Consider the following 26339-nt stretch of genomic DNA (forward strand, 5'->3'; position numbering starts at 1 on the left):
CACATCAACCGGAAGGTTGAGAAGAGTGTGTTCGCCGATGACTGTGCCAATTTGACCACAGTCTAATTCGGAACGTGCCGGACGCGCCGATGCATACTCGCTGGCTAAGCGCGAATTTGCACCAAATGCTCAACTTTTGAATGCACCGGTGAGGTCTGCTTCGGTCAAAATGCGACGTCGGACGCCCGCTCGAGGTCCGCTTCACCTTTGAAAGCCGACATTCAGCAGAGCGCGCCCAGCATGACCGGAATAGACCACAAGCGGAAATTCATGTTCACGCGTCTAGCCATCAGAGCACAAGTACTGGGTCCCGACGCTCCGTCGCTCGGAGCCGATCAGCTTCAAATTGAAAGTCCGATAATGCGTGCTTGACTAATTGGCCTGCAGGCTCGGCCAACTGTGAGCACCGTCACTTCACGACCCCGCCAATCAGGATACCGTCTTGCATCTTTGATGAATAAAAGGAACCTCACCATGGTTGCCGTTTCGCTCCTTGCCAAATCAAGCTTGTTCATTCTGCTCACCGCGACATTGACCACCGCGGCCTATGCCGGCGGCGGACACAGCGGTTCGAACGCCTCAAATGGGTCGCCCGTTGTGCGCGATCATCGGGGTCCGGAGGAGGCAATCGGCAACACCGTCGGCGGGCCTTGCTATGGTGGCTGTGTGGGTCAAGGCGGCCTAGGGGATACGCGGCCGGCTCAGAACCAAGATCACAGCACCGGAAACGGGACCGCGAAGGTAAACGATCATCGTACGGGCCACTAGAAGCGGAACATGAACAGCGGTCCATCTTGGTGGCGTCATCATTGCCTAACTCTGGAAGGCGAGGACGACGCGCCATAGTTCGCCAGCCCGCTTTGGGTCTTGGTCGTGTAAAAACCCTGTTGCGTGACGGCCGGCCGGCGCGGTCGAACTCAGCTACCGCAGTCCGATCAATTTGGGCAGATTTTACGGCCATTCGACCAGAACTCATCCTGGCGCGACGTCGGGATCCTTTCGCGCCCCATGAACCGTAACGGTGCGCGCCGGCGCCCGTATCACGCCCTCACTGCCGCCAGCAGCGGTTTCATCCCGACGATGTTCAGCACGCGTGTCAGATTGTAGCCGAGCACGCACAACGCCATCTCGGTCGCAACTTTCGGCAGCGTCACGCACAAGAAGTGCGTCGCGCCCATGCGCATCTTCAGTGTGCCGAATGGATGCTCGACGGTCTCGCGGCGTGTGCGCATGGCGCTTGGATTCTTGTCGAGCCGCGCCTGCGCGCGTTCGAGAACGTCCTCGTGTACCCATCGCTTGATACGGCGTTGCGGGCTCGGCGTGCACTTCGATTTGAGCGGACAGGTTTTGCAGGCGTTCGTCCAATAGTTGCGCAGCTTCTGGCCGTCTTCCTCGTTGGTATAGTAATATTTGAGTTTCTCACCGGCCGGGCAGCGATAAACATCCTCGTCCGGCAGATAGGCAAAGTCCTGTTTGCCGAAGCGCCCCGAAGCCTTCGCACCCGATGTCATCGGCTTTGGCAACGTCACCGTGATGCCAGATTGCTCGCACGCCAGGATTTCTTCGCCCTTGAAGTAGCCGCGATCGGCGACAACATCGAGCGTGTCGGCCTGAAGAACGGCCTTGGCTTGCTGGGCTATGTTTGCAAGTTGCGACCGGTCTGACCCGCTTGTTGTCACCTCGTGCGCGACGATCAGATGGTTTTCTGTATCGACCGCCGTCTGCACGTTGTAGCCGACGACACCGGAACCACGGCCGCTCGTGGCCATCGAACGGCTGTCGGGATCGGTGAACGATATCTGCTGATCTGGCGACGCCAGGACCTGTTGTTCAATGGCTGCGAGTTTCGCCATTTCAACCGTTAGATTTTCGAGCCGTTCTTTGATCCGCGTCTTTTTCAATTCCAGCGCTTCCGAAGGCTCCTGCCGGTCGGCGGTATCGAGCTGAGCGAGATAGCGCGCAACACTCTCCTCCAATTGCGTGCGCCGCCGCTCGACCTTGCCGCGCGTGAAGTTCTTATCGCGATTGTTGACGGCTTTGAATTTGCTGCCGTCGATGGCGACGCTGGCTGTCGCGAGCAATCCCATCTTGCGGCACACCTCGACGAAGCGCGCGCAGACTTTTTTGATGCCGGGACCATTGTCCTTGCGGAAATCGGCAATCGTTTTGTGATCGGGCGCAAGCCGGGCGAGCAGCCACATCACTTCGACGTTGCGGCCAGCTTCACACTCGAGCCGGCGGCTCGAATGCACACGGTTGAGATACCCGTAAATGTAGAGCCTTAAGAGCGCGGCCGGATGATACGACGGCCTACCTGGGCCGGCAGGCTCAACGCCGCCGAACCCAAGTTCAGCCAGATCGAGGCCCGCAACGAAGGCGTCGATCACGCGAACCGGATTGTCGTCCGCGACCCAATCATCCAGGCATTCCGGCAACAAAGTCGATTGCCCGCGGTCAGCCCCTTGAACGAAGCGCCTCATGCCCAGCCCCCGCCGAATCAGTGCGGGAATCATAGCAGCACAGCGTTTTCACACAGCCAGGGTCATAAGCAGCAGTGACACGTGGATCGTCTGAAGTCCGGTCTCGGTCCGATAGTGTCCCCGAGCCGCCGCATTCCATAAACATCCATTACGCGCCGGGCCGCTCTCACGCGAAGCAACTTCAGTTAATGGTTAAAATCGCCGACCTCGTAGGAAGGCTCTACATTCGTTTTGCGAGATCGCCGCTGGGGTGACAGCGGGCAGAATCCCATATTTTCCTCCCGTGAGCGCATACCGCAATTCTCTCAGTGCTTGATCAAAACGACACGCAAGATATTGTTTTCTCGTGAAATTCTCATGGGAAGAACCAATGAAGACCCCCATCGACCACCAGCGTTTGCAGCGAGATCCGATCGAAATCCTTTCCAGCACACTGCAGCTTCGCGGCACCCTGAGCGGAAACGATGTTTTGGACGCGCTAGAGCGCACGACAAGTCGTTCGCTTCCTGAACGTTTGCGGGAACGTATTGCCGCGCTTACCGATCCGACCGCGAAGAAGCGCGGCCGGCCGGCCCCCACTCCTCACGAACGTGCCGTTCATGACTTCACGATGAGGCAGCTCGACAGGAAGTATCGCCGCCTTCTCGGCGACTTCAAAGCCGAAAAGGCGGGCGCAGATGGTCAGTCCCCGAGTGAACGCGCGTATCAAACGCTTGCGTATGACATGAAGCAGGAACTCGGGGTTCTGCTTGACTGGCGCAGCCTGCAGAATATCCACTCGGCCTGGCGCAGCGGCGCACTTTACGATGGCGGCAAGAATGTCGAATCGGACGATTTCGATGTCGAGATCGACCTTCAGTTTCCTTCCACATTAGATAAGGAGTGATTTCAGATGAGTTATTTCAGCAACACGACGTGGCTTCTAAGAACGCGGCAACAACCCGCCTTCAAGGAGCTAATTTATGAACTTCGAACATCGCCCTACTCTTAGCCTCACGCCTTACGCGAATAACGCTCGCACGCATTCGCCGAAGCAGATCAAGCAGATTGCGCGGAGCATTGAGCGCTTTGGCTTCAACAATCCCGTCCTGATCGACGACGATGACCAGATCATCGCAGGTCACGGTCGAGTCGAAGCCGCCAAGCAGCTCAAGATGAAGACAGTCCCGTGCGTGCGGCTGTCGCATCTGAGCAAAGAAGATAAGCGCGCTTACGTGCTCGCTGACAATCGCCTGGCGGAAAAGTCCGGCTGGGACAAGGAGCTCCTCGCGATCGAACTACAGAATCTCATCGATGTCGGCTTTGACGTCGATCTCGCTGGATTTGAACCGGCAGAGACCGACCTCATTATCGAAGGAATCGGCGACGAAAGCGACCAGCCCGAAAACCAGCTCCCTGAGGCCTCAGACACGCCTCTGACCAGCCGGCCAGGCGATCTCTGGCAGCTGGGAAAGCATCTCCTCGCGTGCGGAGATTCGACGAACGCCGAGTCATACCAGTTGCTTTTGGGAGACGAGCAGGCCGCCTTCGTGTTCACCGATCCGCCTTATAATGTCCGGATCGACGGTCACGTTTCCGGTCTGGGCAGTATCAGGCATCGCGAGTTCGCAATGGCCTCCGGCGAGATGACAGAAGATCAGTTCGTCAGGTTCTTGGCATCCGTCTACGAGTTGCTCTGCCGCTATTCGGTAGACGGGTCAATTCACCAGATTTGCATGGACTGGCGCCACATGCGCGAAATGCTCGCCGCCGGCGACATCCATTATTCGGAGCTCAAGAATCTCTGCATCTGGAACAAGAGCAATGCCGGTATGGGGTCTTTCTACCGGTCAAAGCACGAGTTAGTTTTTGTGTGGAAGAACGGCGACGCACCTCACATCAACACGTTCGAACTTGGCCAGCACGGGCGCCATCGGACCAATGTCTGGGACTACGACGGTGTTAATACGATGCGTCCCGGTCGTATGGATGAGCTGGCCATGCACCCCACGGTCAAGCCGGTGACTCTCGTCGCCGACGCCATCCGCGACTGCTCAAAGCGCGGCAATATCGTTCTCGATCCCTTTTGCGGGAGTGGAACTATCCTGATTGCCGCGGAGAAGACGGGCCGCCGCGCACGCGCCATCGAGATTGATCCCCATTACGTCGACGTCGCCATTCGTCGTTGGCAGACTTACACCGGCAAGGTCGCGCGGCTCGCTCCTCTCGATGAGACCTTCGATGAGGTAAGTGAGGCCAGGTTGGTCGAACAGTTGCCGGTCATTCCGGCAGTCGTACCCTCTGCTACGGCGAACTCATCGCTTTAGGCCCGATTTTCGGTGAGTGAAGTCCGTCTTCGCACAATGCTAATCAGAACTCGCGGCGAAATTCGCCGTGCAAACCGGGAGTTTAGAAGTGACCAAGCCTCCGCGCTCAGATTACGAGATCGGTTACGGAAGACCGCCTGACAAGTACAAGTTCGTCAAGGGACAGTGCGGAAATCGTCTTGGGCGGCCCAAGCGTCCGGAAGGGGTCAGTCTTACGGAGCTGCTCGACGTCACACAGCGCACCAAGAACGGCGACAACGCTACACTGCGGGATGGCGTAGTGGCTGAGCTGTGCCGGGACGCGATGAACGGTAAACCAAAGGCATTCTTGAAGTTCGTGAAATTGCTCCAGCAGGCCGGCTTACTTCGAAAGGCGGCCAACCAACTTGCTGTCAAGAATTTCATTATCCCGATTGACAGAAGTTCACCGGAATCGCCTGTGACTTATGAAGCGTGGTTACGAAAGGAAGGACGATATGAAGAGGCAGACAAGATCAAGTCAAAGTACGGACTATGAAGTGGGTTATGGCAAGCCGCCGAAGTCGACGCGCTTTCGAAAGGGACAGAGGTACAACCCACGCGCACGTAAGAAGCCCGGCGAAAACTTCATCACAGGGTTTAAGCGGTATGTCAGCCGTACGGTCAATGTGACACTCGACGGCGTAAAGAAGAGAATGACGACGGCAGAAGTTGTCATCTTGCGAAACATCATGGCGGCCTTGAAGCATAACCCCGCCGCGATGGGCAACATCCTGATGCTCGCGGAAGTTTGCGGTGAGTTCGAGGATTGGACCAATCCCGATGTAGTCGGAAGGCCGATCGGCGTCGTCGAAAAGTTCGAAAGCACAGAAGAGCTCTTGGCGTTCTACGGTGTCGAAGTCGTCGAGATGCCGTCTATTCATAAAAAAGCCGATGTATGAGACTTTCGACGCTCGCGACTGATTGAAACCTGCTCTTCGCGACTTCGCGATGCATCGGTCGTTCGGTCTTTTGGCCCGCGCTGTTGGACTTTGAATGCTTCGCGATCCGGGATCCAATATCAGGCAGCGCCTGCCCCGGGTCGCCGCCGAGCCAGAGGTAACGTTCAATCTTCAGGGTGTCGGCGTTGAACTCGAGCCAGATCACGCAACCGCCGGGTTTGGTCGAAAGTTTGGTGCCGACGTTGACGTTCCGCACCTTCGAGCCGATGAAGCTGGACTTCAGCTGAACGTGCCGGATCAGGCCGTTGGATTCTAAAACAATATCGTATCCGCCGCGATCGACCTCCCCTTTCAAAACCTCGATGTCCCGCCGATGGGTACGCCACATCTCGGCCAGAAGCTCTCCGAGAAAGAGATGGACGAGCGCTTGCTCCCGCAGGCTTGAGTCCTGCGAGTGCCCGGCGGTCTGCGTCTGGTTGTTCGTTTCCGTCAATTGCATGGTCATGAGCGATTTCCTCCGCCCGGCCAGTACGCTTCCTTCGCGCGGGAAGTCCACGAGACAGCGGCGTAGCAAGGCCAGTCTCGCAGCGCAGAGTTAATATTATCCGCTTTTGGGATAATCCACTTCCGGGATCAAATTCTCTGCCGCCGATTCCTCTGTCCGGCGGCCATGGAAAAGTCCCTCAAATCAGCGGAATATGCCCGTTTGGTTGCCCTTCTTGTCGCAGTGCGACAAAAAGCAGGCATCCGGCAGCATGGGCTGGCGAAAAAGCTCGGCAAGCCGCAGTCTTTTGTCGCTAAATACGAAGGGGGCGAGCGTCGCATCGATCTCGTTGAATTTGTCGCTATCGCCAGGGCAATGGACGCTGATCCGACGAAGCTATTCAAAGAGTTTTTGGCGGGCGAAACGCTTAAGTCGCCAAAACGCCGGGCTCGCGCTTAATCCAAGAGAGACGCGCACTTTCGAATAGGATGGTCGGCTATTCTGGGCCGAGCATCTTATGCCCGATTGGCCCCCAAATGAGCCATATGATTGCTCGCGATCTGCTCGACTTCTTCGTCGATTGGAGCGGTACTGGGTCCTACAAGGAGGGCCTATGGCCGATACGACGTCCCTGCATCAAGCCATCAGTGTCTGCATCACGCAAATCAACACGAATTTGACTGAGGCTTCGCGCATTGCGCGGGCCGCCGCGGCTTGCGTCGCCGCCGGCAGTGTTACCGAGGGGGTCGAAGTCTCGATGGACATCGAGCAGCTGCTTTACGAGGCCGGCCGGCTTCATGATGCCATCTGCCTGATGAACCGCATCTCGCAGGACTGAGGGATTCGGTTTCGGTTCTCGCTCCGCAGTTTGCGGAGCTTGTCTCAGTGGCAGCACATTATGCTGTCGTTGATGACAGGAGAACAGAATGGCGAAGGCCAAATCTGCGGCAGCCAAGGGTACCAAACCCGCTGCCCGCAAGTCAGCCTCCAAGCAGGAAAAGGTCCTCGTGCTGCTCCGGCAACCCAAGGGCACAACGATCGATGCCGTCGTCAAAGCGACGCGCTGGCAGCCTCATTCGGTCCGCGGTTTCTTCGCGGGCGTGGTGAAGAAGAAGCTCGGGTTGGCGCTTACCTCCCAGAAGGTTGGCGACCAGCGTTACTACCGTATCGCGAAAGCTGGGGCCGCCGCATGAGGCAAGCGTGGCCGGCGGGCGCCAAACTGAACCCGGAAGTCGAGGCCGAACTGGAACGTCTGCCGGGCACACCAATCGTCGAGCTTCGCAAGCGCTACCGAGATCTCTTCAAGTCCGAGCCGCCAAGAGCGTTCGGGCCGGACCTGCTCCGGCGGAGCATCGCTCACCGCATTCAGGAGAGAGCTTACGGGGGTCTGCCCTCCCCGATGAGGCGACTTCTCGATCAGTTGGTCAGGGCGGCAGCCGCAAACCCTGGCGCGCGCCTGGAATTGCCCCGCCGTATCAAGCCTGGGTCCGAGCTCGTGCGGATGTGGAACCGACAGACCTACCGGGTCATCGTAATGGAAAACGGGTTTGCCTACGGCGGGAAGACTTTTGCCAGTTTATCCGAGATCGCAACCTTGATAACTGGCACGAAGTGGAATGGGCCACGGTTCTTCGGCTTGAGGTCGACCAAGTCCAGTAGCGAGGGTGCGGGCAATGCCGGTTAGTCCTCCCCGAACGCTGCGCTGTGCCGTTTACACCCGCAAATCGACCGAGCACGGGCTCGACCAAGAGTTCAATTCCCTCGATGCGCAGCGAGAGGCCTGCGAGGCCTATATAAAGAGTCAGGCCTCACAAGGCTGGAAGCTAGTCCCAGCCCATTTTGACGATCCGGCCTATTCCGGCGGCAATCTCGATCGCCCCGCGCTGAAGCGGTTAATCACAGAGATCGAACTCGGCCGGATCGATGTCGTCGTGGTCTACAAGATTGATCGCCTAACCCGATCGCTGGCGGACTTCGCAAAGCTGGTCGAAACCTTCGACGCCCGATCCGTCTCATTCGTGGCAGTCACACAACAGTTCAACACCACGACGTCGATGGGTCGCCTCACCCTCAACATCCTCTTGTCTTTTGCTCAGTTCGAGCGAGAGCTCGCTTCGGAGCGGGTCAGGGACAAGGTGGCGGCCTCGCGCAAGAAGGGCAAATGGACCGGCGGCACCGTCCCGCTGGGCTACGACGCCAAGGACAAGAAGCTCGTCGTCAATAAGGCCGAGGCCGAGAGGGTCCGGACGATTTTCCAGCTGTATCTGGAGCATCGCTCCTTCGGAAAGCTGGTCGCCGAACTCGACCGCAGGGGCATCGTCAGCAAGCGCCGCACGACGAAAGATCCGAAATACCAGGGCGGCATTCCCTTTACCTATGGTCCCCTCGCCTACTTCCTTAAGAATCGGGTCTATCTCGGAGAGATCCATCATGGCGGCAAATGGTTCAAGGGAGAGCATGCCGCAATACTCGACCGGCAGACTTTCGATCAAGTGCAGCAGCTCCTTGCAGACAACAATGCCAGGCGCGGCACGAAGTTCTCGAATAGCGACGCTTTGCTCAAAGGCAAGCTCTTTGACGACAAGGGCAACCGGATGGGTCCGACCTTCTCCAGCAAGAACGGTGTCCGATATCGGTTCTATACCAGCACCGCATTGCGGGGCCGGACTCATAAAGCCGGATCTGTTACTCGGGTCTCCGCTCCGGAAATAAGGCCTCGTTCAAGCAGCAGTGCGCCATGAGTTGAATGCAGACGAGATGAAGGGTGAACAACTGCTTGCCCACGTCGACTGCGTAACCGTTTCAGACGGCAGCGTTCAGATTAAGTTGAACGACGACTCGATCAGCAAAGGCGAGATCAATGTCCCTTGGGCCGCAAAACCAAGAGAGCGAGCGGAAGTCCTACAAGCGGCGGGCGACGTCAAATCTGATCCCAAGCTTCTGAAATCGATCATCAGAGCTCATGCATGGCTTGCCGCGCTTTCCAGCGGCAATCACGCTTCCATCGAAGAGCTCGCGGGATCAGCAAACTACAACCCAAAGGTCATTCGCCAAAGCCTCAGGCTTGCCTATCTCAGTCCCGAGATGCTGACTGCCGTCTTGCGCGGGGAAAGTTCAGTTTCACTCAGTAAGATCCCGAAGCTGCTGCCACTAGCGTGGTGCGAGCAACGGAAGTCTCTCGGGTAGTTCTCGGATCTTGGCGCGTGGCTCGCAGGGCGCGGTTTGGCCAAACCGAAGCATATTCGACCGGACCACGCCTCAGTTGTCAGGTCTCTTCGCGTACGCTCGAACTGAATTCACGTTGCGAGTTAGCCTTACCGATCAATCATTTGCCTGAAAACGATCATGGCCGGGCTTTGCGGGCATGGTTCAATTTGTTACAAATATCTAGTGTCCGAGTCGAGTATCGCACTGAGCTTTCATCTCTCGATCTTAAAAATTCTGGCCGGACGACCGACCTCCTGTCTTACGGGCTCTCGCATTATGGAGCTCTCGCAAGTTCCGGAGGTCTCCGCTTTAGCAGCCGCGGAGCTCGCTCGCGCATATCCTCGCAGCAATCTTCTTTTTTGGCCCACTCGCTTGGCATCCGGTTTCCGGCGGATCTGCGAAGGGCCACATCGGCCTTCGTTACCCAATCCGCCGTCATATCCGCAAGTTCGAGCGAAATCTGCTGCTTCTTCCAGATCAGGTCAAAATCCATCGCTTCTTCGGCTGCCCAAGCTAGCCACGCAACGGAATAGGCCGCAATGTTCGCCTGATAGGCGGGGAATTTCTGCGCCTTTGCTATTTTCTGCACGGAACGAAACAGAATCGTTTTCGCTATGAATGCCTTGTACCAATTTTCGTCGGGCAAAAATCCGTCGGGATGAATTTCCTTCATCGACTGCATGAAATATTGGAAATTCTTCTGGCTTCCATAGCTTACCAGATGCGGTGCACCATTCCACGCGTTCAGGTATTTCGCCAAATCCGTCTTTGAAAAACGTCGTTCCTTAGGCGTCTCCCGTGCGAAACGCCGGCTTCTCTCCGCTTTTGCGGATGATGCGAATTCCGCCGCTCCATAGCTTCCGCGAGCTCGTTCATAAAACCAACGACCGCTGCCATCCGGCAGCCAAATGTTGTTAGCAAGGCTTTCCACGGCAACATGAAAAGGCTCGTTGGCGGAAAAATCGGCGGGTTGAACGGTGTTTTGACTATTTGCCGAACGAGAGACAGCCGCAACCATATTATCGAGATTGGCACTTTCTCCGACCCGGATGATCTTCGCAGGCACCTGGATATCGCTCAGATCCGCTTTATCCTGCCGAAGCGCCCGATGGAGGCTGGCGGTAGTCTGCCCACCGTTCACGATCTGAAATCCTCGCAGAGATCTGATAACTAGTAAGCCTGACGGAGCAACTCCGATTTCCATCGAATCCGCAGTTGCAACAATGCCATTGTTGTATGCAAGAAACCGGGCTGGTTCTTCGCGGATCGTCTGGCGCAAGTTTGCGTTTACGCTTTTCCTTCCCCGCAGGCCTAGAAACGCACGAACATTCAGTTCCAAAAGCCGCGTACCATATTTTTCGTAGATATCGGCAAGAACTGCTCCAGGAATGACAGTAAGATAGGCCTCATAGTCGGCGCTTTCAGTGGTTGCCTTCAAGCAAGGCAACGCTTGGCTATCGGCCTCCAAATCAATAGAAATATCGTCCCGAGTTAAACCTTCACCCAGTATGCGGTGCAGCTGCTCAATACCAAAGAGGTCAACAATCGCCCGCGTGCCATCATAGGCGTCTCTGAGGTCAATCGATTTCAGACCAGTCAGCCCGTCCGAGATGACGATCACCCTCAGCACACCAATCCGTTCTCCAGCATCGAAAATGCGCCGTGCCAGATCGCTGGCATCAGTATTTGCCGGCTCAATCTGCCTGTGAAGTCCTTTGCGGCTACATTCGTAAAACTTCATCGCCTGCGAGCAGGCCCTCAGTATTTCGTCGCGAGACAAAGCACGGGGAATTGATTCTCCGGTATAGACCGTCGTGATCAATACGAGACGCTCCTCGTCTTCGGGAATCGAATAGCCGTTGATTTTGTAGACCGTACGCCCAAAGCTACCTTCCTGCCAAAGTGCAATCGGATTCTCAAGCGCGCCATCATCCGCTAGCCGATCCAGAACAATTCTTGTAAACTCCTGTTCGTGATACGGACTCTCCTGCCCTGACAGAACAGCTTCATCTACTTCGGAAGCCAGCTCCCTTGCGAAGGTTTCCAAGGGGAGATCAATCATGCGCAGCTCCGACATTCATGCGAACAACCTGACAAAGATAATCGCGACCCTGTCGAAAGCTGGAAAGTGCCCTTTCGTCCAAGATGTAAGATCCGTCCACCACAGCAGGCGGGATGTCTTCTCGCGCAATTCTGGGAAATTTCTCATCCACCGCGTAGCAGTACAGAACCTCTTGGACAAAACAGGCCGAACTGTACAGCTGCCCATCAAGATCCAGGTATCCCGCGCGAAGAAGTTTGTTATCGAAGTCCGGAACTGCAGCCGGTGAAGCGTTAGCGATTTCTCGACGAATGCCTTCGATGTGGCCCGGCAGACTTATCCCGTCCTGTCCCTCACGGAAACGCACGCGGCTAATCGTAAGACTCGACAATCCAGTCATCTCAAGCTGGTCAAAGCGCGAAATATGAAGATGGGATCCGATGCCCAAGACGCTCTTGACCTCAACAGCCGCTCCGCCCGCCATGAAATCGTGTATTCCGTCTATAGGTCCCTTCCAGGCTTCGACCGCGGTATTATATCCAGCCACCTCGGCGAAAAGCCGCAGCATCACAAGCTCACCGAGAAGTCCAATCCGTTCCTCTCGCGACAGGCCACCTTTTCGCACGCGAAGGCAGGCCTGCCACGCCTCCAGTCGCTTGGTCATGGCTGCAAAGGCTGCAACCGCCGTCACGACGGGTGACACAACCGCTACAAGGTCCGCACACAGCGCTTCAAATACGTCCTTGAGCTCCTGTCGTTCGAGCGTAACGGCGATACGGAAGACATTTTCCGCCGGGCGTCTATGCTCGGTCAGACTAAGGCCCTGAGTTTCGAAGCGCAGCCTTACGGAAGGCGCCGCGCTCATGGGTGCTTCGATCAGCAGCGTGATATGCCCATCGGGTTCGCGAACGGCCGCCAGCAAGCGTACCGGTGCGTAAACCGAGAGAGCGACCCCGCGCCACTCATGACCACTCGGAGCCGTGCGCGCAGCTTCATTCCACCTGGCGTTCAGTTCTGCAACAATATTCATGCCAGCAGCTGATACTGTCCGACGGTATTGAACCGGTATTTGACAGACTTGGCGCTTTTGGATTCAGGGAAACTTACTACGATTCCAAAGATAGGCACGTCTATTTCCGGGAGACCGGCGTTTTTAGGAGACAGAGGATAAAGAAGGAGAAGGCCACCTTTCGACCCTCTGCCGCGAACCTCTCGAATCGAAGGTCCGTCGGGAACAGTAGCTTCTGACTTGTTCTTTTCCAGGCGCTTCTTGTTTGTGAGTTCAAGAGCAAGCTGAAGCTCTTCCTTCGTAAGATCGAGGGCCTCGTCGGGAGGCGAGAGTACCGTTTTGATTACGTACCGCGGGTGCGTCGATACAGGCGCTCGTTCCACTGTTACGAAGTCCCAGCCGTCTACGCTGAGGGTTTCACCTGCGCCCGGAAGCACTACAACGGTCCAGCTGACCAGCTCGTTAGACAGGAGCTGCGCTCGAATGTAATCGGCGAGACGACCACCGTTTACGTCACGTGAATCTTCGTGGAATTCCAGGCCGGCAAGAAACGATGCCACATCGGTACCGGCCACGCCTGAGAACGTTCTTCGCCCTCCGAACTTTCTGAGCGCATCTCCGCTCATCTTATTTCCCTCCGGGTCGGCCGCCCAACCCGCGCGATCAAGAAATGCCACAACCGAACGCGCATTTCTGCCGTTGGTGGCAGGGTCGTCAAAGAACACTGTCTGAATCTTTCCCTCTCCGGCAAAGGAAACCTGATACTCCTCCGAGTGATGCATCTTATTCTGCGCAGTAACCAGCATGATCTCATGCGACTGGATTCGGAGACCATACGACTCCGGGGTCGAGCCGATCATCGCCATGTGATCCAGGCGATCACGTAGTTCCTCTGCGGCGTTGGCAACGTGCCGAAACCACAGTTCAAGCTCAGGAGTAAGATAGAGCCTGCAAAGATCAATGTAACCTGGTCGATACCCAAACCAACGGCCCATCTGCATCAGACTGTCGTACATCTTTGAAGCACGCAGGAAATAGCTGACCGTTAGTCCCTCCAACGTGAGCCCTCTTGATAATTTATCGCCACCTATGGCGATAATGCTTAGACCGACGTCAGAGTTGCCGTCGTAATCGATCGCATCTCGCATTTCGCTGTTCACGACCTGCGTTCGTATTTTGTCGGCAGCGTTCGCAAGTTCTTGCTCGATTTCTGCCCACGTAGTGATCGGAAGCGATCCGCCGACCGAAAGGGCTCGTACATCAGCCGATGTTTTCTCGAAGTCCTCGATCCACAGAGTCCTCAATTGATCGAATAGTTGACGGCCACCCGTTCTGTACTTGAGAACACGCTTGACGCCGCTTACCCAACCATCGACCTGCGCAAATACCCGCTGGTGCACATCTTTAAAACGCGAGACATGTATCAGCATTGAATTGTGAGACTTCGACTGACCTCTGGCCGAGCGGGCAGCGCAGGCGAGAATGAACGCCAGAATTGCTTTCTCCAATGAGGGAGGAAGACCAGAATCACTGTCGTAGGTCGGAACAGCTATCTTCTTATGACCCGGCTCAAGCCACTTTTCTTCGTCCTGATCTACATGTCGGACGCAATCGATCGTCTCCAACTCTTCTTTGGCCCCGTCGAGCCCAAATACCAGACCTGGGCCGACATAATTAGATGGAGTCGGAAGGTTGACAATAAAGCTTCTCGGAAACAGATCATCGCCAAACCCGTCAGCAGCAGCGGCGTCATGAATCAATACATTTGCGAACGGGGTCGCCGTGTAAGCAACGTAAGCACGTCGCGAAAAGGCCACGAGAAGGCGGCGGATCTGACCATTGATCTTTTTGGGCTCGTAGTCGGGATCGGGCAGTCCGTTCGCGTCAAACTCCTGCTCTCCAGTATCGACGGACGCCTGGTCAGCTTCATCATCGATAATTAAAAGGGGCCGTGAATCTGTATCGCCGCGCCGCTTGAGAACCTCACTCACCCAAGTGTTCAGATTCTGCAGAATTCGCGCATTTTTCTTTACGACCAGAAGGACCGGCCGCTGCTGAACTCCCATTCCCAGATTATCAGCAAAAGCCCGGTTGAAATCACCGTTGACGACTTGGGTCGTGGCGTGTTCCGCATGAATGCTGCCGTCGAAATCGCCTACTCCAATAACCCGGTATGCCTGCCCGCCGCTCGCTGGCGTAGTGTCGTATCCCAGCACATCTCGATCCAGACGACGCTGCGTTTGCTGCCGCAAAGCGTTGTGCATTCCGGCCAGCACGACGATGAGCTTAAATCCGGCGTCAGCGGCCTTATTTGCCAGGGCTGCATAATTGGCGGTCTTACCGGACTGCACGTGACCGACAACTAAACCTCTTCGGTCCCAGCTGCCTTCACGGTTCGGATCCTCGAGCTGTTCCATAACCAGATCGGTGGTGGCGTCGATGGAATCTATCGCCGCGGGCGCCCAACCTTGATCGTGTTTCAGATACTCAATGTATCTATTGAAGAATCGACGACCTGCCTTCCGATCGCCGAAGTACCAAGGCACGTGACCTCTGTTATCCACAAGCAGAGTGGCGCTGCCCACTTTTATGACGAGCTTGGTCTCGAGATCGGCAACGATCTTTGCAGTCTCATCATCCGGCCAGCTCTGTGACAGCAGCTTCATGCAGTCTTGAACGGCAGTCCGAATCTGATCAGCACCAATGGCGTTTGCGGCATGCCGCTGGCGCAGCGTCACCAGAGCCATGGAGGCAACCGTCTGCTCAATCGGCGTCATTCTCGCACCTCGCTCGACTTCTGAGTAAGTTGGGTTGCGAGATGTTCAACTTTGTTGAACGGGTCCATTGCAGAGACTCTCGCGGTCGCCTCGTGCAGTGTCATCCCAGCCTTTTCCATCAGTCGGGTCATGGACAGGGCTGCACTGAACAGCTCCTTTTTGTCTGTTTCTTCTTCGGCAGGAACGCCTTGTTCTGTTACGTCCAGCCAGACCCGATCAACCGGCACGGTCCTCTCAATCAGATCAAGCAGGGATTCGAGAAGTTTGTAATTCCCGATGGAGAGACGCTCTTTCAAAAGCGCGATTAGCTCATGTTCTGGACGAATGACATAGCGTCGCTTCGATCCAGCTGGATTTATCTGCCAGACTCTTGATACCGCTCCTTCCGCCGTCCGCGGAGCGTACTGCCCTCGGTGAACGAAGACCTCTCGGGCCTTCCGCCGGATATCCTCGGCGAGTCCCTGCAGTCGCCTTCTGATAGCGTCGGGAGGGCGTGCTATGGCCTTGCGGATATCAATGCGCCAGTCGTGGTCCGCACTGTTTGGGATGTCCACACGGATGCGCGCGAGCCTGCTGGATTCGTCGCGCGTCCAGGTCCGACTTCCGCCGAGACCAAGCCATCCTCCAGCAGAAAGCAGTCGCTTCTGGCGATAGACATAGAAACCCTGCTGAGCAGTCCAGCCTTCCGGGCCGCCTGCACTTTCGAATTCGTCCGAATTCCTGAAACGGTCACGGTGCGGAAGAACATACCCTCGCACCAAAACGCGACCTCCCGGACCTTGAATTGGCTGCTCGGGATTACGAATTGTCGCTTCATGCTTTTCGAGAAAGGGGTCCCAGCCATCAATTCGCTTGCCATTAATTCTGATCGACAGTCTGCGCGCATCTCCGGCAAGGAAACGGTGAAAAACCATTCCAAGGTGACGATCTAAGCGCTCCAAATCGGCCATGAAGGCTGCATGATCGGGCCTGTCGACTTTACGGCCGAAGTCGATCTTCCTCCAAACGATGAGCGTTCCACTAGCTGCCCGTTTCAGCGCTGGTAAAAGCTCACCATCAAATTCTTCATCTCCCTCGATCAAATTCCAGCCGCTTCCGGACGGACGAATGCGGTCGATATCCCAAGTGAACGCGGTAACCGGGTTCCTCGGTTTGGACTTGGATATTGCCGTGAGCTGCCGACATTGAGATAGCGAGGCCGTCTTCAGACCCAGACCGAATCTGCCCAAATCACCTTCGCCTCGTTGGACGTCCGGCCCAACGCCACCAAAACGCATAGCTTCAACGAGTTGGGTTTCAGTCATCCCGTGGCCGTCGTCGAGAAGGCTCGCAACAGGATGACCGTCGTTCCAGTCCCAGTGAATCTCGATATTCGACGCGCCCGCTGAAATGGAATTATCCAGCAGATCCGCGACGGCCGTTTCCAGCGAGTAGCCCACTCCGCGGAGCGAAGCGACCAGCGCCGAAGCTGATGGAGGAACTGAACGTGTCGACAACCCTAAGCGCCCCCGCATAGACTCAGATTGAATAGCACCAACCGGGGGTTGAGAGTGGCATAATTTTCAGGATCTTTTGCTACTTTGGTTTGAGCGAGCGACTGGCACTTATTGCGCGGAGCAATCTATTGCGCACTTCATCAGGACGCCGCTTTGCAGCGCACTCCCACACGGTAAGAACTTTCCAGCCAGATTTTCTTAGAGCCCGGACGTTTTCGCGATCCCGCTCGACCGTGCGAGCAAACTTTTTCATCCAGAACTCATTGTTAGACACTGGATTTGTGGTGAACCGGCAGTTCTTGTGACGGTGCCAAAAGCATCCGTGCACGAAGATTGCAATCCTCAGGGAAGGCAGCACGAGATCAGGCTTACCCGGCAAATTCCTGACATTGGCCCTACAACGGCATCCCTCGGCACGAAGCAGCGACCGAACAACTTTCTCAGGATTGGTGTCCTTGCCGCGAATTCGCGACATATTGTAGCTGCGTTGCGCTGGGGTATGAACGTCCGGCATTTGCAGATAATTTAGGTATACAGAGGCAGAAACGCCAATCCGTAGGCGATAACTCCCCAACGAATCACCGCTCGCGGAACTGTTGTCCTGATAAGAACTCCGCGATCACGTCCGCCATTTGCAGCGCCAGAAACGGGGGGACGGCGTTTCCGACCTGATGATATTGCTGAGTGCGATTTCCGCAGAAGAAGTAGTTATCCGGAAACGTCTGAAGCCGGGCCGCCTCCCTGACAGTCAAGCTGCGGCACTGAAACGGATCGGGATGAATAAAATAGTGTCCGTCTTTTGCGATATGAGAAGTTATCGTTGACGATGGCCGGCTCCACATCTGGACCTTGAATCGATCGACGAACATGCCTCCCGCCCTCCCGCGGCCAGATCGATAGCCGCCAACATTACGGTGTTTGGGCAGCAGAAACCGCGGCCAGTCGGGCAGCCTAGGACTGTGTTCCATACGAGACGCGCTGGCTGCCGCAAATAAATACCGCCCAAGATCGGAGTTCATGTGTGACCTGGATTCGTGCTGGAGAATTCCGCCCAGCCTGCGGTCCGTCAACCAGCGATGCAATGCCGTGCTGGTTTCGACCTTCGGTATGGAGGCATCAAGGAATGGCAGTCCGCGAGAGGACCTGACCGTCTTTCTGCCTATTGCCTTCGTTATTACCTTCCTCACACCCTTATTGGCGACCTGAGTTCGCAAACTACGGGGAAAACATTCTCGCAGCGCATCGAGCCAAGATTTTGCGCTATCCTGCTCTCTCGAAAGCCCGCTTCTCAGCGCCGGCATCCCGCGAATGACATCGCGGACACGAACAGTGCCGTATTGCTTCAGTATCGCAGGTCTGCCTTGGATATCGTCTCGGACACCCAGCAAAACTACGCGGTGTCTCGACTGCGGGACGCCATGTTTCTCGCATCTGATAAGGAACTCTGAGTCGGATACAGGATCCTTACTTGTCTCGACAGTGAACGAATACAGACGATACTTTTTCCTGCTGCCCCTTCTGAATTTTTCCAATTCCGGTAGCAGACGATCCTCCGCCAAAGCATCCCAAGGGGATGCAAGATCTCGCCGTATGCGCGAGAATACCAACTCTGACATGTCGCCCTTTGATATCTTGGACGACAATATCCCTTTGACATTCTCCATCACGAAAACTGCGGGTTGGTGCACTGCCACCACTCTCAGATATTCGAGATAAAGCGTGTGACGAACATCCTTCGCGAATTTGGAAAGACGATCCAGCTTCAATGAATCAAGATCGCCACCTTTAGTCCGGCCGGCATGCCCAACACCTGTCATGCGCGCGCGTCCGACGAGAGAGTAGGCTTGACACGGTGGACCGCCGAGCAGGACCCAGTCCTGGACATGGCCCAACCTCTCTCTAATCCGCATATGCAGTTCAGCGGCAGGCACCTTTCCCAATTCGGCGTTCCAAACTTGACACGTCGCCTGGTGCCATTGCGGGAATCGATGAAGCTCTTCCTGTGAAACTTCTCCACGAACGAACTTGTAGTACGCGTCCGGAACGCGCCCCGGAGAAAACCGATGAAAAAAGCTGCGAAGCCGCAGCGTCTCACACGCGACAGGATCCTTCTCGATCGAAAGTACGCTCGAAAAGTCTACCTCGTGTCGCGTTGAATTTACCGAATGAAACCCCTCGCTAAGCCCGCCTGGGCCAGCAAAGATGTCAATGATGGGTATTGTTCTTGGACTTTCTGCCATTGGTCCGGAATTGACGGCGAACGAGCCGGCGTGGCGCGCGCGTCGCGTTTTTCCCTGGTTTGCGGCCCACTTGCAAGCTCAATTGCAGAAATTTCTCCGCTATGCCCTTGAAAGAGCAACAAGATTGCTCCGTTTTCTCTCGACTTCCTGCTCTCGGCAAGCCTTGGTTAGGCGCTAACGGCAGACCGGTCGCCGAAGCAGGCGCCGCGAATCAAGAGGCACACATGTCGCGCAAACGGCCGGTGGACGTCACCAGAACGGATGCTGAGAGAGAGGGCGACGCCAATTCGACGAGGAAGGTCAACCAACGAACGGAGATAGCTGCCGTTCGCTATTCTGGAACAGGGATTGCACTTCTCGAAGACCGGACCGGGGTGATGTTCTTGTGCATCAATAACACCGCTTATGAGGTGGCAACATTCGAGCATGCTTCCCGGATGTTCTGTGCTGCACGGGATAAATTCGGTGAAGGTGCCAGCAATACGCCGGCACCGTTTATAGTTGACCATACTGGATCTGTTGTAGCTCACGTTTCGTACAATGGCCGGGTATGGCCGGCTGCTCATTGGACAGAGTCTGCGAAGCCGCTCTACGACAACAGGAGCGCCTAATGCCGCATCGCGTTCAAGCAATCAAAGCATTGCGTGCCAAGTTGAAGACCAGCGCGGTGGTCAATGTAAGCCCTCCGCTTCTAAGCGAAGGTGAAACCTACCTGATAGAATTGGTGGCCAGCCAAGAGCTCATGAACGCCAAGTTACTCAGAATCGTTGACGACGCGCCGCTTGGCCGCGGCTTCAGTTTTCAGCTATCACACCGACGAATTTTCATTTACGAGCAGGATTTGCGTGCCGGACCGGGCGGCATGCTGCTGGCGATGTCAGCTTAGGCCGATCTGCCCACAACACGTATCAGCGCATCGCCTGGTTTCGCTGATTCGCGTGTTATGGAATTCTATCAAGAGCTGGGCCTTGCTGGTGCCCAGGAAAGGATTGCGAAAGACGGCCCATCCGCCGTTGATTTTACTGTATAATTTCGCTTCTGCCCAGAGAGTGTTACACAGTGAAGTTCCTTTGGTTCGCACGGACTGAACTTAGGATGCATCCAAGTTATCCTAAAGGCTTGTTGCCGTTATCCATTTGAAGACGAACAACCCTTGGCGCGGCTCGGGCTGCAAAGTAGCATCAGCCGGGGAGCAAAACCTTGGGCAGTGGGGAAGGTATGACGCTAGCGACAGCGCTTGTTACAGCAAGGCCGCGCGAGAAGTCGGGACCCCGAACAGGCGCAAGGTATGCGTTTCAGGTGCACGTATGTTTAGCCAAAGTCCTAGAGTGGCATGCAGCGGGCTCCGATTATCGTGCCGTATTTGATCATTTCGACGACCTCGCGATTCTCACCGGCCCCGATGATCCCGATAAGATCGCGTTCTTCCAGATCAAGGGCAAGCAGTCGAAGCCATGGACCGCTGCCAACCTCGCCAAGAAGGAAGGCGAGAGCCCCGGCACGCCGGTTGGCAAGATGTATCATCACACTACCATTTTCGGATCGGCCGTTACGCGCTGCACATTCCTAACGAACGCAATTTTCAGCTTCACGCTGGCGGATGGCACCAAGACTAGCAGCGACCATCGGAACATTGCGCATGCGAGCCTTGGTCCCAAGGACAGCGAAGTGATTGCTAAGGTAAGCATTCGGTGAGAACCGCGGCAGGACCACTCAGGCGGCCTGATCGACACGCCGGATCGTGTCGCGCCAATTCCACGGCAGAAGCTCGTCGAGCCGGTGGGCGGGATGCTCTGCGATGCGGTCCAGAACGTCAGCCAACCAGGCTTGCGGGTCGATGTCGTTCATCTTGGCGGTGACGATCAGGCTGTACATCAGCGCGGCGCGGTCGCCGCCGCGGTCGGAGCCGCAGAACAGCCAGGACTTCCTGCCGAGCGCGATGCCGCGCAGCGCCCGTTCTGCAGCGTTGTTGGATAGACAGATACGGCCGTCGTCGAGGAAGCGGGTGAACGCGCTCCAACGCTTGAGCATGTAGTCCATCGCCTTGGCGACGTCGTTGCCGCGCGATAGCTTGGCACGTTGCTCACGCATCCAGCCTTCCAGATCGGCAACCAACGGTGCGCTCAGTTCCTGCCGCACGGCCCGGCGCCGTTCCTGCGTCTCGCCATTGATGCCGCGCTCGATCTCGAACAGAGCATCGATCCGGCGCACGGCTTCAAGCGCCAGGGGCGAGATCACCGCTGGCTTCTTGCCGCCTTGCGCCTTGCGGCGCGCGTTCTCGGCCAGGTCAGCCAGCACGAAGAACGGCCGCCGAGCGTGGACCCAGCAGGCGGCTTCCAGGATTGGACCCGCATTGCGGCCGGCCTCGTAGAGCCTGCCATAGCCGCCATAGGCGTCGGCCTGGAAGATCCCGCTGTAGCTCGCCAGATGCGCCTGCGGATGCTCGCCGGCGCGATCGCGTGAGTAGTAAAACACAGCCCCTGGCGGGGCCTGTCCGCCGAACGGCTTGTCGTCCCGGACATAGACCCAGATCCGGCCAGTCGAGGTCTTGCCCTTGGCCAGAACCGGCACCGTGGTGTCGTCGCCGTGCAAGCGCTCGGCGGCGAGCACATGGGCTTCGAGGCGATTGAACAGCGGCATCAGCGCGAGCGTGCAGCCGCCGACCTGGTCGGCAAGCGTCGACAGGCTGACCGGCACGCCTTCCCAGCCGTAGCGCTCGGCCTGCCGGTTCAGCGGCTGGTGCTGGCCAAACTTCTCGAACAGCACCATCGCCAGGAAGCTCGGGCCGGCCCAGCCGCGGGCGATGACGTGGAACGGCGCCGGCGCCTGGCTGATCTTCTCGCAGTCCCGACAGCTGAACTTCTCCCGGACGTGCTGGATCACCTTCCAGGATTTCGGGACCACCTCCAGCGTCTCGGTGATGTCTTCGCCGAGCTTCGACAGCCGCGTCCCGCCGCAGCAGGCGCACGCCATGGGTCCCGGTACGACCACGCGTTCACGAGGCAGATGATCGGGGAACGGCTTGCGCGATGGCCGCTTGCGGGTGAACGACGCCACGGTCGCCGTCCCGTTCGCAGTCTTCGCCGCGGCCATTTCGGCTGTCAGTTCGTCCTCGGTCGCAGAGGTCTCGAGTTCCTCCAGCGTTAGCTCAAGCTGATCCAGCAGACGTGCGGTGCGCTCCGAGCGTGGACCATGCCGATCGCGGTTCAGCCTTTCGATCTGCAGCTTCAGATGCGCGATCAACGCCTGGTCGTCGGACTGCTGGGCGCGCACGATGGCGAGTTCAGCGCGCGCCGCAAGCAATGCCGCGTGCAGCGCTTCAATGTCGTCCGGCAGCTTTTCGAGGCCGTCTCCCATGCCTCAATGGAATCATAAAAGCTGCGATTTGGCGCGTGCTTTTTACAATCTCAGAGGATTTTTGCGCAGCCTATCCGGCGCTCTGCGGACGCCAGCTGTGTTGCGGATTGCGCCAGTCGATCGCTTCCAACAGATAGCCAAGCTGGGCCGCGGTCAACGCCACCACGCCGTCCACCGCCGAAGGCCAGATGAAGCGACCTCGGTCCAGCCGCTTGGTGTAAAGCGACAAACCGATCCCGTCGTGCCACAACGCCTTAATCAAAGTGCCGGCGCGACCGCGGAACACGAAGACGTCCCCGGCAAACGGATCACGTCCGAAGCCTTCCTGCACCAGGAGCGCCAGCCCCTGCATACCTTTGCGCATGTCGGTATGCCCGGTCGCGATCCAGATCCGCGCGCCTGCTGCGATCGGGATCATCGGCGCTCCAGAATGCCGAGCACCCGCGACAACGCGGCCGCGTCGACGTCAACATCTACGATGATCCGGCGATCATTGCCCAGCTCGATCACCATCCGGCCGCTCGCCCGCGTGGCAGCGGGTATTGGTAGCGCATTCGGCGATGCTGCCGCTCTCACCACGACCGCGGGCACAAATGACGGCTTGGGCTGTTCGGTAGCCCCACCACCACCCGCAGCGAACAACCGCCGCCACGTCAGCAGCAACGACCGCGATATCCCGTGCCGCCGCGCCGTCGACGAAATCGCCCGCGGCGCGTGCATGCTCTCAAGCACGATCTTCAGCTTCTCGTCGTCCGTCCAATGACGGCGACGGCCGGTCTCGACCACCTCGAGACGCTCAACCTGAGTACTGAACTTATGGCTGTCCATAAGTGCTGTTACAAAGCAATCCGCTCAGCCCCACAAGACGGCCCCCCACCGGAGGCAGACTTGCTAAGGCGCTCGACCTCGATTTTGCGGCGCCCCGGTCGCCTAGCGAGAGCATCGTGCTGAACTACGAGCGCACTGACGTGCCCGTGACGGGTTATGACACAATGGTGAAGGGCAAGTTGGTCGAGATGCTCGAAAACACAGACGGACTGGCTATTAGCGCCTTATATCGCACTCTCGTTGAGGAAGTTACAGCGCGAACAAACGACACGACGGAATACAGTAGCATTGAAGATATATATGCTCGGAAGTCACTGTCTCGGAAAAATCTGGCAGACGTGATTTCTGCTGCTGAGAATAGACGGGGCATTCTCGATAGCTGGTCCATCATTGAAGACGAACTCAAGGATGCTGGCCGTTCGATCGCATTTCGAATTAGGCTGAAGACGCAGACAATCACTCATCTTCGCGGCTGTACAAATCGCAGTGCGAGATCAGTGACGCTCTCCGAAATAGTGAACAAACCTCTCGCCACAATCGAAGCTGCCCTGATGGAATGTGACAAGCTGCTGCCGGTCGTCGACACGGTCAAAGCTCAGTTACAGATGTCCGAACTATCCAGTTATGACGCAATCGAAATTGATGCCGCCATATTCGTCGAATTGTTTGAGGCCATGAATGGAAAATAAACGACGCGGGTTGGGACTACGACGATTGCTATTGAATATTGGCGGGGGCAAGCGACGTGCGCACGATGAGGTTCAAGAGAGTCTTTCTTCTATCGCAAGGAGAGCGACGAGCCTTCACGATGGAGTTCAGCCCGGGCGCAACGGTGCTGGCGGCGGGAAACGGCTTCGGAAAGTCGGCTCTGATAAAGAGCCTCTATGATACATTTGGGGCCGACCCGCATCGGATCGACGAAAGTTGGCGTAAAGCGCATGTTATTTCTGCGGTCGATTTCGAAGTGGCTGGCGACGCATATACCGCTATGAAAATCGCGGGCACCTACATGGTGTTCGACGCCACCGGGCAGAAGATCCTCCAAACGACCTCCGTGACTCGGGAGCTGTCGCCTTTCATGGCCGACCTTCTCGATTTTCGACTACTAATGACCGACAAGCGCGAGCAGGTTCTTATCCCGCCGCCGGCTTACGCATTCGCCCCTTTCTGTATCGATCAAGATAAGAGCTGGTCCGAACCATGGAAGCCGTTTCGTGGGATGTATCTTCCGAATTCAGATGCAAGCCTCGCCGAGTATCACTCCGGTCTTAAACCCAACGCCTATTACGTTGCGAGGGCTGAGAGGGATCGACTAGCCGTCGAACTTCGAGGGGTGCAAGCACAGCTTCAGGGGCTCCGAGATGCACTGGAGCAAATTCGTTCCGTGCAACCCGAGGCGGGAATTTATTTCGACCTGAAGGATTTCGAGGCCGAGACGAACAGCCTCTTGGCCGAGTGCTCGGAACTGCTCAACCAACAGAATGCCCACCGGACAAAATTATCCGAATTGATCGATGCTCGCGCGTTGTGGACGACACAGATAGACATCGCCAAAGCGGCTCTCGCGGAACTTGATGAAGTGTTTAAAAGCGCAATTGGGCATCCGGCAGACGTTGAATGTCCCACCTGCGGAGAACACTACACAAACGATATTGCTGAACGATTCGGCATTGCGGCAGATACCGAAGCCCTGATCGGCATCCTCCACCAAGCTAAAGAACAAAAAGACGGGCTTCAGAAGCAGATCGATGCCGCTCAGAAGGAGTTAGGCGATGTCGAGACTGCGCTTTCCCGTGTTAGGGCGATTCTCTCAACCCGCAAGAATGATGTCACCCTGGAAGAGGTCATGGCTGCGGAGGGCCGCAATGCGGCAAGCCGCGTGCTGCGAGAGCGCGTGACCCAAATTGAAAGCAAGGTTGGTGCGCTTAGCGCCCGTATCGAGGAACTAAAACTTGCGATGCGCAAATCACTTGACCGTAAGAGGTCTGCCGCGATTACCGATTTCTTCTTCAGCCGTCTCACAAGCTTTTCGATGAGTCTCGATGTGAGGGTGGAGAGCTCCAAGTCAGGTTCAATCGCGAATGCGCATCTAGCTCGTGGCAGTGAAGGGCCGCGTGGTCTCACCGCCTATTCCTACGCTTTCTTACACACGACAAAGGAATTTGGATCGTCGGCATTCTGTCCGATTGTAATCGATGCCCCCAATCAGCAAGGACAAGATGGACAGCATCTGCCCGCTATTATCTCATTCCTGGTCAAGAAGCGCCCCGAAAACGCGCAGCTGATACTTGGCGTAGAAGATGCGGTTGGTATCACGACCGATGACGCGGATATCATCGGCGTGGGGGTCCAGAAGCGCCAGCTACTTGACGACAATCAGTTTGCATCTGTTAGCGAACATTTGCGGCCCTATCTGGCGCAGCTTGTTCTCTAGGCCCCGCACTTCAAGAACGTTCTGTGCCGCTTGATGCCCTCAAAATATGAGTGACCACCTCGTGGCATCGGCGAGCAGGATTCCCCCAATGCGCCAAGGCGGCCGGTGAGTGGATGAGTGTGCGATTGCATTGTGACCACCATCGTTACGGCAGTTTGGGATGGTCCGGCTTGGAGCGACAAGGGCACCGGGGATCTCAAAAGATCTCTAACTGGACCTGCTGGCCGCCGGGCCGGCGGTCCACGCGATCAATTATCAATTCTGTGCAATCGCCGCAGGAGAATGGGCCTAAGCACAGTGTCAAGTTCGTGCGGCAGTCTGCGTGAAGGATTCCCGATTTCGTCGCGTAGGTAGCGGAGATCGACCCCACACCGACCGCCAAGGTCGGGCGGCAGTCGTGTTCGCACCAGTCTGCGCCAATCGTCTCTGCGAAACGGGAATTGTTCGGAGTTCGGCCGGAGACTTTCAATGTTTTCGGCCCAGAGAAATAGAGACTGGGAGTCCGGAGACTAACTAGGATGCCCGAAAGGCCCGGACATCCGGGCCTGTTCGGCGCAGGTTGTAGACCTTGGCGAATTACAAGACTGGCTGGCTGGGGCGGGAGGGATCGAACCTCCGAATGGCGGAATCAAAATCCGCTGCCTTACCGCTTGGCTACGCCCCATCAGGCGACGAAGGGAACGACGCAAGAACTGGCACCCCAAGAACTTGCACCCGCAGATTCCCTCCGGTCGCAGTCGGTCTATAGGGAGCGGCGCGG

Annotated in this window: 26 protein-coding genes and 1 tRNA gene; 15 read left to right on the forward strand and 12 right to left on the reverse strand. The window is 56.7% G+C overall.

Features of this window, described 5'->3' with window-relative positions; genetic code table 11:
• Positions 1–1040: 1040 nt before the first annotated feature.
• The gene (locus JJE66_RS26550; RefSeq protein ID WP_200518787.1) at positions 1041–2480 is read right to left on the reverse strand and encodes an IS1182 family transposase; all 1440 of its coding nucleotides are present in this window, start codon (positions 2478–2480) and stop codon (positions 1041–1043) included.
• 370 nt (positions 2481–2850) lie between these two features.
• Between JJE66_RS26550 and JJE66_RS26555 the strand changes: the two genes are divergently transcribed.
• The 4 genes from JJE66_RS26555 (at position 2851) to JJE66_RS26570 (ending at position 5706) form a co-directional block, all read left to right on the forward strand.
• Positions 2851–3366 (forward strand): hypothetical protein, encoded by a 516-nt coding sequence (locus tag JJE66_RS26555; RefSeq protein WP_200517407.1) that lies wholly within the window; start codon positions 2851–2853, stop codon positions 3364–3366.
• A gap of 76 nt (positions 3367–3442) precedes the next feature.
• Positions 3443–4786, forward strand: coding sequence for a site-specific DNA-methyltransferase (locus tag JJE66_RS26560; protein ID WP_200517408.1), 1344 nt, complete (start codon positions 3443–3445; stop codon positions 4784–4786).
• Positions 4787–4874: 88 nt separating this feature from the next.
• Positions 4875–5303, forward strand: coding sequence for a DUF5681 domain-containing protein (locus tag JJE66_RS26565; RefSeq protein ID WP_200517409.1), 429 nt, complete (start codon positions 4875–4877; stop codon positions 5301–5303).
• Positions 5263–5706 (forward strand): DUF5681 domain-containing protein, encoded by a 444-nt coding sequence (locus tag JJE66_RS26570; RefSeq protein WP_200518958.1) that lies wholly within the window; start codon positions 5263–5265, stop codon positions 5704–5706. The genes JJE66_RS26565 and JJE66_RS26570 overlap by 41 nt, the downstream gene beginning before the upstream one ends.
• Here the strand turns inward: JJE66_RS26570 and JJE66_RS26575 are convergent.
• Positions 5681–6211: a hypothetical protein gene (locus JJE66_RS26575; RefSeq protein WP_200517410.1), complete on the reverse strand. Its 531-nt coding sequence runs from the start codon at positions 6209–6211 to the stop codon at positions 5681–5683. The two genes, JJE66_RS26570 and JJE66_RS26575, sit on opposite strands and share 26 nt — an antisense overlap.
• 165 nt (positions 6212–6376) lie before the next feature.
• Between JJE66_RS26575 and JJE66_RS26580 the strand changes: the two genes are divergently transcribed.
• The 6 genes from JJE66_RS26580 (at position 6377) to JJE66_RS38705 (ending at position 9376) form a co-directional block, all read left to right on the forward strand.
• Positions 6377–6649 (forward strand): helix-turn-helix domain-containing protein, encoded by a 273-nt coding sequence (locus JJE66_RS26580; protein ID WP_200517411.1) that lies wholly within the window; start codon positions 6377–6379, stop codon positions 6647–6649.
• Positions 6650–6803: 154 nt separating this feature from the next.
• Entirely contained in the window at positions 6804–7028 is a 225-nt protein-coding gene (locus JJE66_RS26585) for a hypothetical protein (protein WP_200517412.1), read from the forward strand.
• An 88-nt stretch (positions 7029–7116) separates the two neighbouring features.
• Positions 7117–7383: a DUF3489 domain-containing protein gene (locus JJE66_RS26590; protein WP_200517413.1), complete on the forward strand. Its 267-nt coding sequence runs from the start codon at positions 7117–7119 to the stop codon at positions 7381–7383.
• Entirely contained in the window at positions 7380–7874 is a 495-nt protein-coding gene (locus tag JJE66_RS26595) for a DUF2924 domain-containing protein (protein WP_200517414.1), read from the forward strand. Before JJE66_RS26590 ends, JJE66_RS26595 begins: the two co-directional genes overlap by 4 nt.
• Positions 7864–8931 (forward strand): recombinase family protein, encoded by a 1068-nt coding sequence (locus JJE66_RS26600; protein ID WP_200517415.1) that lies wholly within the window; start codon positions 7864–7866, stop codon positions 8929–8931. Before JJE66_RS26595 ends, JJE66_RS26600 begins: the two co-directional genes overlap by 11 nt.
• 16 nt (positions 8932–8947) lie before the next feature.
• On the forward strand, positions 8948–9376 hold the full coding sequence (locus JJE66_RS38705) for a hypothetical protein (RefSeq protein WP_200517416.1): 429 nt from the start codon (positions 8948–8950) through the stop codon (positions 9374–9376).
• 295 nt (positions 9377–9671) lie between these two features.
• Here the strand turns inward: JJE66_RS38705 and JJE66_RS26610 are convergent, their stop codons facing one another.
• The 6 genes from JJE66_RS26610 to JJE66_RS26635 all read right to left on the reverse strand — a co-directional run bounded on the left by JJE66_RS26610 (position 9672) and on the right by JJE66_RS26635 (position 18960).
• The gene (locus JJE66_RS26610) at positions 9672–11459 is read right to left on the reverse strand and encodes an AIPR family protein (protein ID WP_200517417.1); all 1788 of its coding nucleotides are present in this window, start codon (positions 11457–11459) and stop codon (positions 9672–9674) included.
• Positions 11452–12468 (reverse strand): PD-(D/E)XK motif protein, encoded by a 1017-nt coding sequence (locus JJE66_RS26615; protein ID WP_200517418.1) that lies wholly within the window; start codon positions 12466–12468, stop codon positions 11452–11454. Before JJE66_RS26615 ends, JJE66_RS26610 begins: the two co-directional genes overlap by 8 nt.
• Positions 12465–15224 (reverse strand): Z1 domain-containing protein, encoded by a 2760-nt coding sequence (locus tag JJE66_RS26620; protein WP_200517419.1) that lies wholly within the window; start codon positions 15222–15224, stop codon positions 12465–12467. The genes JJE66_RS26615 and JJE66_RS26620 overlap by 4 nt, the downstream gene beginning before the upstream one ends.
• The gene (locus JJE66_RS26625; RefSeq protein ID WP_200517420.1) at positions 15221–16720 is read right to left on the reverse strand and encodes an ATP-binding protein; all 1500 of its coding nucleotides are present in this window, start codon (positions 16718–16720) and stop codon (positions 15221–15223) included. Before JJE66_RS26625 ends, JJE66_RS26620 begins: the two co-directional genes overlap by 4 nt.
• A 79-nt stretch (positions 16721–16799) precedes the next feature.
• Entirely contained in the window at positions 16800–17234 is a 435-nt protein-coding gene (locus tag JJE66_RS26630; RefSeq protein ID WP_200517421.1) for a very short patch repair endonuclease, read from the reverse strand.
• A gap of 64 nt (positions 17235–17298) precedes the next feature.
• Complete coding sequence (locus JJE66_RS26635; RefSeq protein ID WP_200517422.1) at positions 17299–18960, reverse strand: DNA cytosine methyltransferase; 1662 nt, start codon at positions 18958–18960, stop codon at positions 17299–17301.
• A gap of 224 nt (positions 18961–19184) precedes the next feature.
• Here JJE66_RS26635 and JJE66_RS26640 point away from each other — a divergent pair, with 224 nt between their 5' ends.
• From JJE66_RS26640 to JJE66_RS26650, 3 genes are all read left to right on the forward strand, one after another.
• Positions 19185–19571, forward strand: coding sequence for a hypothetical protein (locus JJE66_RS26640; protein WP_200517423.1), 387 nt, complete (start codon positions 19185–19187; stop codon positions 19569–19571).
• Positions 19571–19846 (forward strand): hypothetical protein, encoded by a 276-nt coding sequence (locus tag JJE66_RS26645; RefSeq protein WP_200517424.1) that lies wholly within the window; start codon positions 19571–19573, stop codon positions 19844–19846. The genes JJE66_RS26640 and JJE66_RS26645 overlap by 1 nt, the downstream gene beginning before the upstream one ends.
• 332 nt (positions 19847–20178) lie before the next feature.
• Positions 20179–20655 (forward strand): dsDNA nuclease domain-containing protein, encoded by a 477-nt coding sequence (locus tag JJE66_RS26650; protein ID WP_200517425.1) that lies wholly within the window; start codon positions 20179–20181, stop codon positions 20653–20655.
• Positions 20656–20673: 18 nt separating this feature from the next.
• Here the strand turns inward: JJE66_RS26650 and tnpC are convergent, their stop codons facing one another.
• From tnpC to tnpA, 3 genes are all read right to left on the reverse strand, one after another.
• Positions 20674–22317 (reverse strand): IS66 family transposase, encoded by a 1644-nt coding sequence (tnpC, locus tag JJE66_RS26655; protein ID WP_200517426.1) that lies wholly within the window; start codon positions 22315–22317, stop codon positions 20674–20676.
• 70 nt (positions 22318–22387) lie between these two features.
• Positions 22388–22735 carry an IS66 family insertion sequence element accessory protein TnpB gene (tnpB, locus tag JJE66_RS26660; RefSeq protein WP_200517427.1) on the reverse strand — a complete coding sequence of 116 codons (348 nt, stop codon included), beginning with the start codon at positions 22733–22735 and terminating at the stop codon, positions 22388–22390.
• Positions 22732–23103, reverse strand: coding sequence for an IS66-like element accessory protein TnpA (gene tnpA / locus JJE66_RS26665; RefSeq protein ID WP_311979958.1), 372 nt, complete (start codon positions 23101–23103; stop codon positions 22732–22734). The genes tnpB and tnpA overlap by 4 nt, the downstream gene beginning before the upstream one ends.
• A gap of 158 nt (positions 23104–23261) precedes the next feature.
• Between tnpA and JJE66_RS26670 the strand changes: the two genes are divergently transcribed.
• A complete protein-coding gene (locus JJE66_RS26670) occupies positions 23262–23834 on the forward strand; it encodes a hypothetical protein (RefSeq protein WP_200517429.1) in 573 nt (190 codons plus the stop codon).
• Between the two features lie 119 nt (positions 23835–23953).
• Positions 23954–25579, forward strand: a complete 1626-nt coding sequence (locus tag JJE66_RS26675; RefSeq protein WP_200517430.1) for a hypothetical protein — start codon at positions 23954–23956, stop codon at positions 25577–25579.
• Between the two features lie 589 nt (positions 25580–26168).
• Here JJE66_RS26675 and JJE66_RS26680 read toward each other — a convergent pair.
• Positions 26169–26243 (reverse strand) — tRNA-Gln (locus JJE66_RS26680).
• Positions 26244–26339: the final 96 nt, after the last annotated feature.

The organism is Bradyrhizobium diazoefficiens, from assembly GCF_016612535.1.
Taxonomy (GTDB): domain Bacteria; phylum Pseudomonadota; class Alphaproteobacteria; order Rhizobiales; family Xanthobacteraceae; genus Bradyrhizobium; species Bradyrhizobium diazoefficiens_C.

Excerpts from the sequence above, each read along its gene's own strand:
- JJE66_RS26550 (WP_200518787.1), bottom strand. The coding sequence starts at position 2,480 with ATGAGGCGCTTCGTTCAAGGGGCTGACCGCGGGCAATCGACTTTGTTG.
- JJE66_RS26590 (WP_200517413.1), top strand. The coding sequence starts at position 7,117 with ATGGCGAAGGCCAAATCTGCGGCAGCCAAGGGTACCAAACCCGCTGCC.
- JJE66_RS26645 (WP_200517424.1), top strand. The coding sequence starts at position 19,571 with ATGCCGCATCGCGTTCAAGCAATCAAAGCATTGCGTGCCAAGTTGAAG.
- tnpC (WP_200517426.1), bottom strand. The coding sequence starts at position 22,317 with ATGGGAGACGGCCTCGAAAAGCTGCCGGACGACATTGAAGCGCTGCAC.
- JJE66_RS26555 (WP_200517407.1), top strand. The coding sequence starts at position 2,851 with ATGAAGACCCCCATCGACCACCAGCGTTTGCAGCGAGATCCGATCGAA.
- JJE66_RS26650 (WP_200517425.1), top strand. The coding sequence starts at position 20,179 with ATGACGCTAGCGACAGCGCTTGTTACAGCAAGGCCGCGCGAGAAGTCG.
- tnpB (WP_200517427.1), bottom strand. The coding sequence starts at position 22,735 with ATGATCCCGATCGCAGCAGGCGCGCGGATCTGGATCGCGACCGGGCAT.
- JJE66_RS26570 (WP_200518958.1), top strand. The coding sequence starts at position 5,263 with ATGAAGAGGCAGACAAGATCAAGTCAAAGTACGGACTATGAAGTGGGT.
- JJE66_RS26620 (WP_200517419.1), bottom strand. The coding sequence starts at position 15,224 with ATGACGCCGATTGAGCAGACGGTTGCCTCCATGGCTCTGGTGACGCTG.
- JJE66_RS26560 (WP_200517408.1), top strand. The coding sequence starts at position 3,443 with ATGAACTTCGAACATCGCCCTACTCTTAGCCTCACGCCTTACGCGAAT.
- JJE66_RS26600 (WP_200517415.1), top strand. The coding sequence starts at position 7,864 with ATGCCGGTTAGTCCTCCCCGAACGCTGCGCTGTGCCGTTTACACCCGC.
- JJE66_RS26585 (WP_200517412.1), top strand. The coding sequence starts at position 6,804 with ATGGCCGATACGACGTCCCTGCATCAAGCCATCAGTGTCTGCATCACG.
- JJE66_RS26575 (WP_200517410.1), bottom strand. The coding sequence starts at position 6,211 with ATGACCATGCAATTGACGGAAACGAACAACCAGACGCAGACCGCCGGG.
- JJE66_RS26610 (WP_200517417.1), bottom strand. The coding sequence starts at position 11,459 with ATGATTGATCTCCCCTTGGAAACCTTCGCAAGGGAGCTGGCTTCCGAA.
- JJE66_RS26675 (WP_200517430.1), top strand. The coding sequence starts at position 23,954 with ATGGAGTTCAGCCCGGGCGCAACGGTGCTGGCGGCGGGAAACGGCTTC.
- JJE66_RS26595 (WP_200517414.1), top strand. The coding sequence starts at position 7,380 with ATGAGGCAAGCGTGGCCGGCGGGCGCCAAACTGAACCCGGAAGTCGAG.
- JJE66_RS26635 (WP_200517422.1), bottom strand. The coding sequence starts at position 18,960 with ATGGCAGAAAGTCCAAGAACAATACCCATCATTGACATCTTTGCTGGC.
- JJE66_RS26640 (WP_200517423.1), top strand. The coding sequence starts at position 19,185 with ATGTCGCGCAAACGGCCGGTGGACGTCACCAGAACGGATGCTGAGAGA.
- JJE66_RS38705 (WP_200517416.1), top strand. The coding sequence starts at position 8,948 with ATGAAGGGTGAACAACTGCTTGCCCACGTCGACTGCGTAACCGTTTCA.
- JJE66_RS26615 (WP_200517418.1), bottom strand. The coding sequence starts at position 12,468 with ATGAATATTGTTGCAGAACTGAACGCCAGGTGGAATGAAGCTGCGCGC.
- JJE66_RS26580 (WP_200517411.1), top strand. The coding sequence starts at position 6,377 with ATGGAAAAGTCCCTCAAATCAGCGGAATATGCCCGTTTGGTTGCCCTT.
- JJE66_RS26630 (WP_200517421.1), bottom strand. The coding sequence starts at position 17,234 with ATGCCGGACGTTCATACCCCAGCGCAACGCAGCTACAATATGTCGCGA.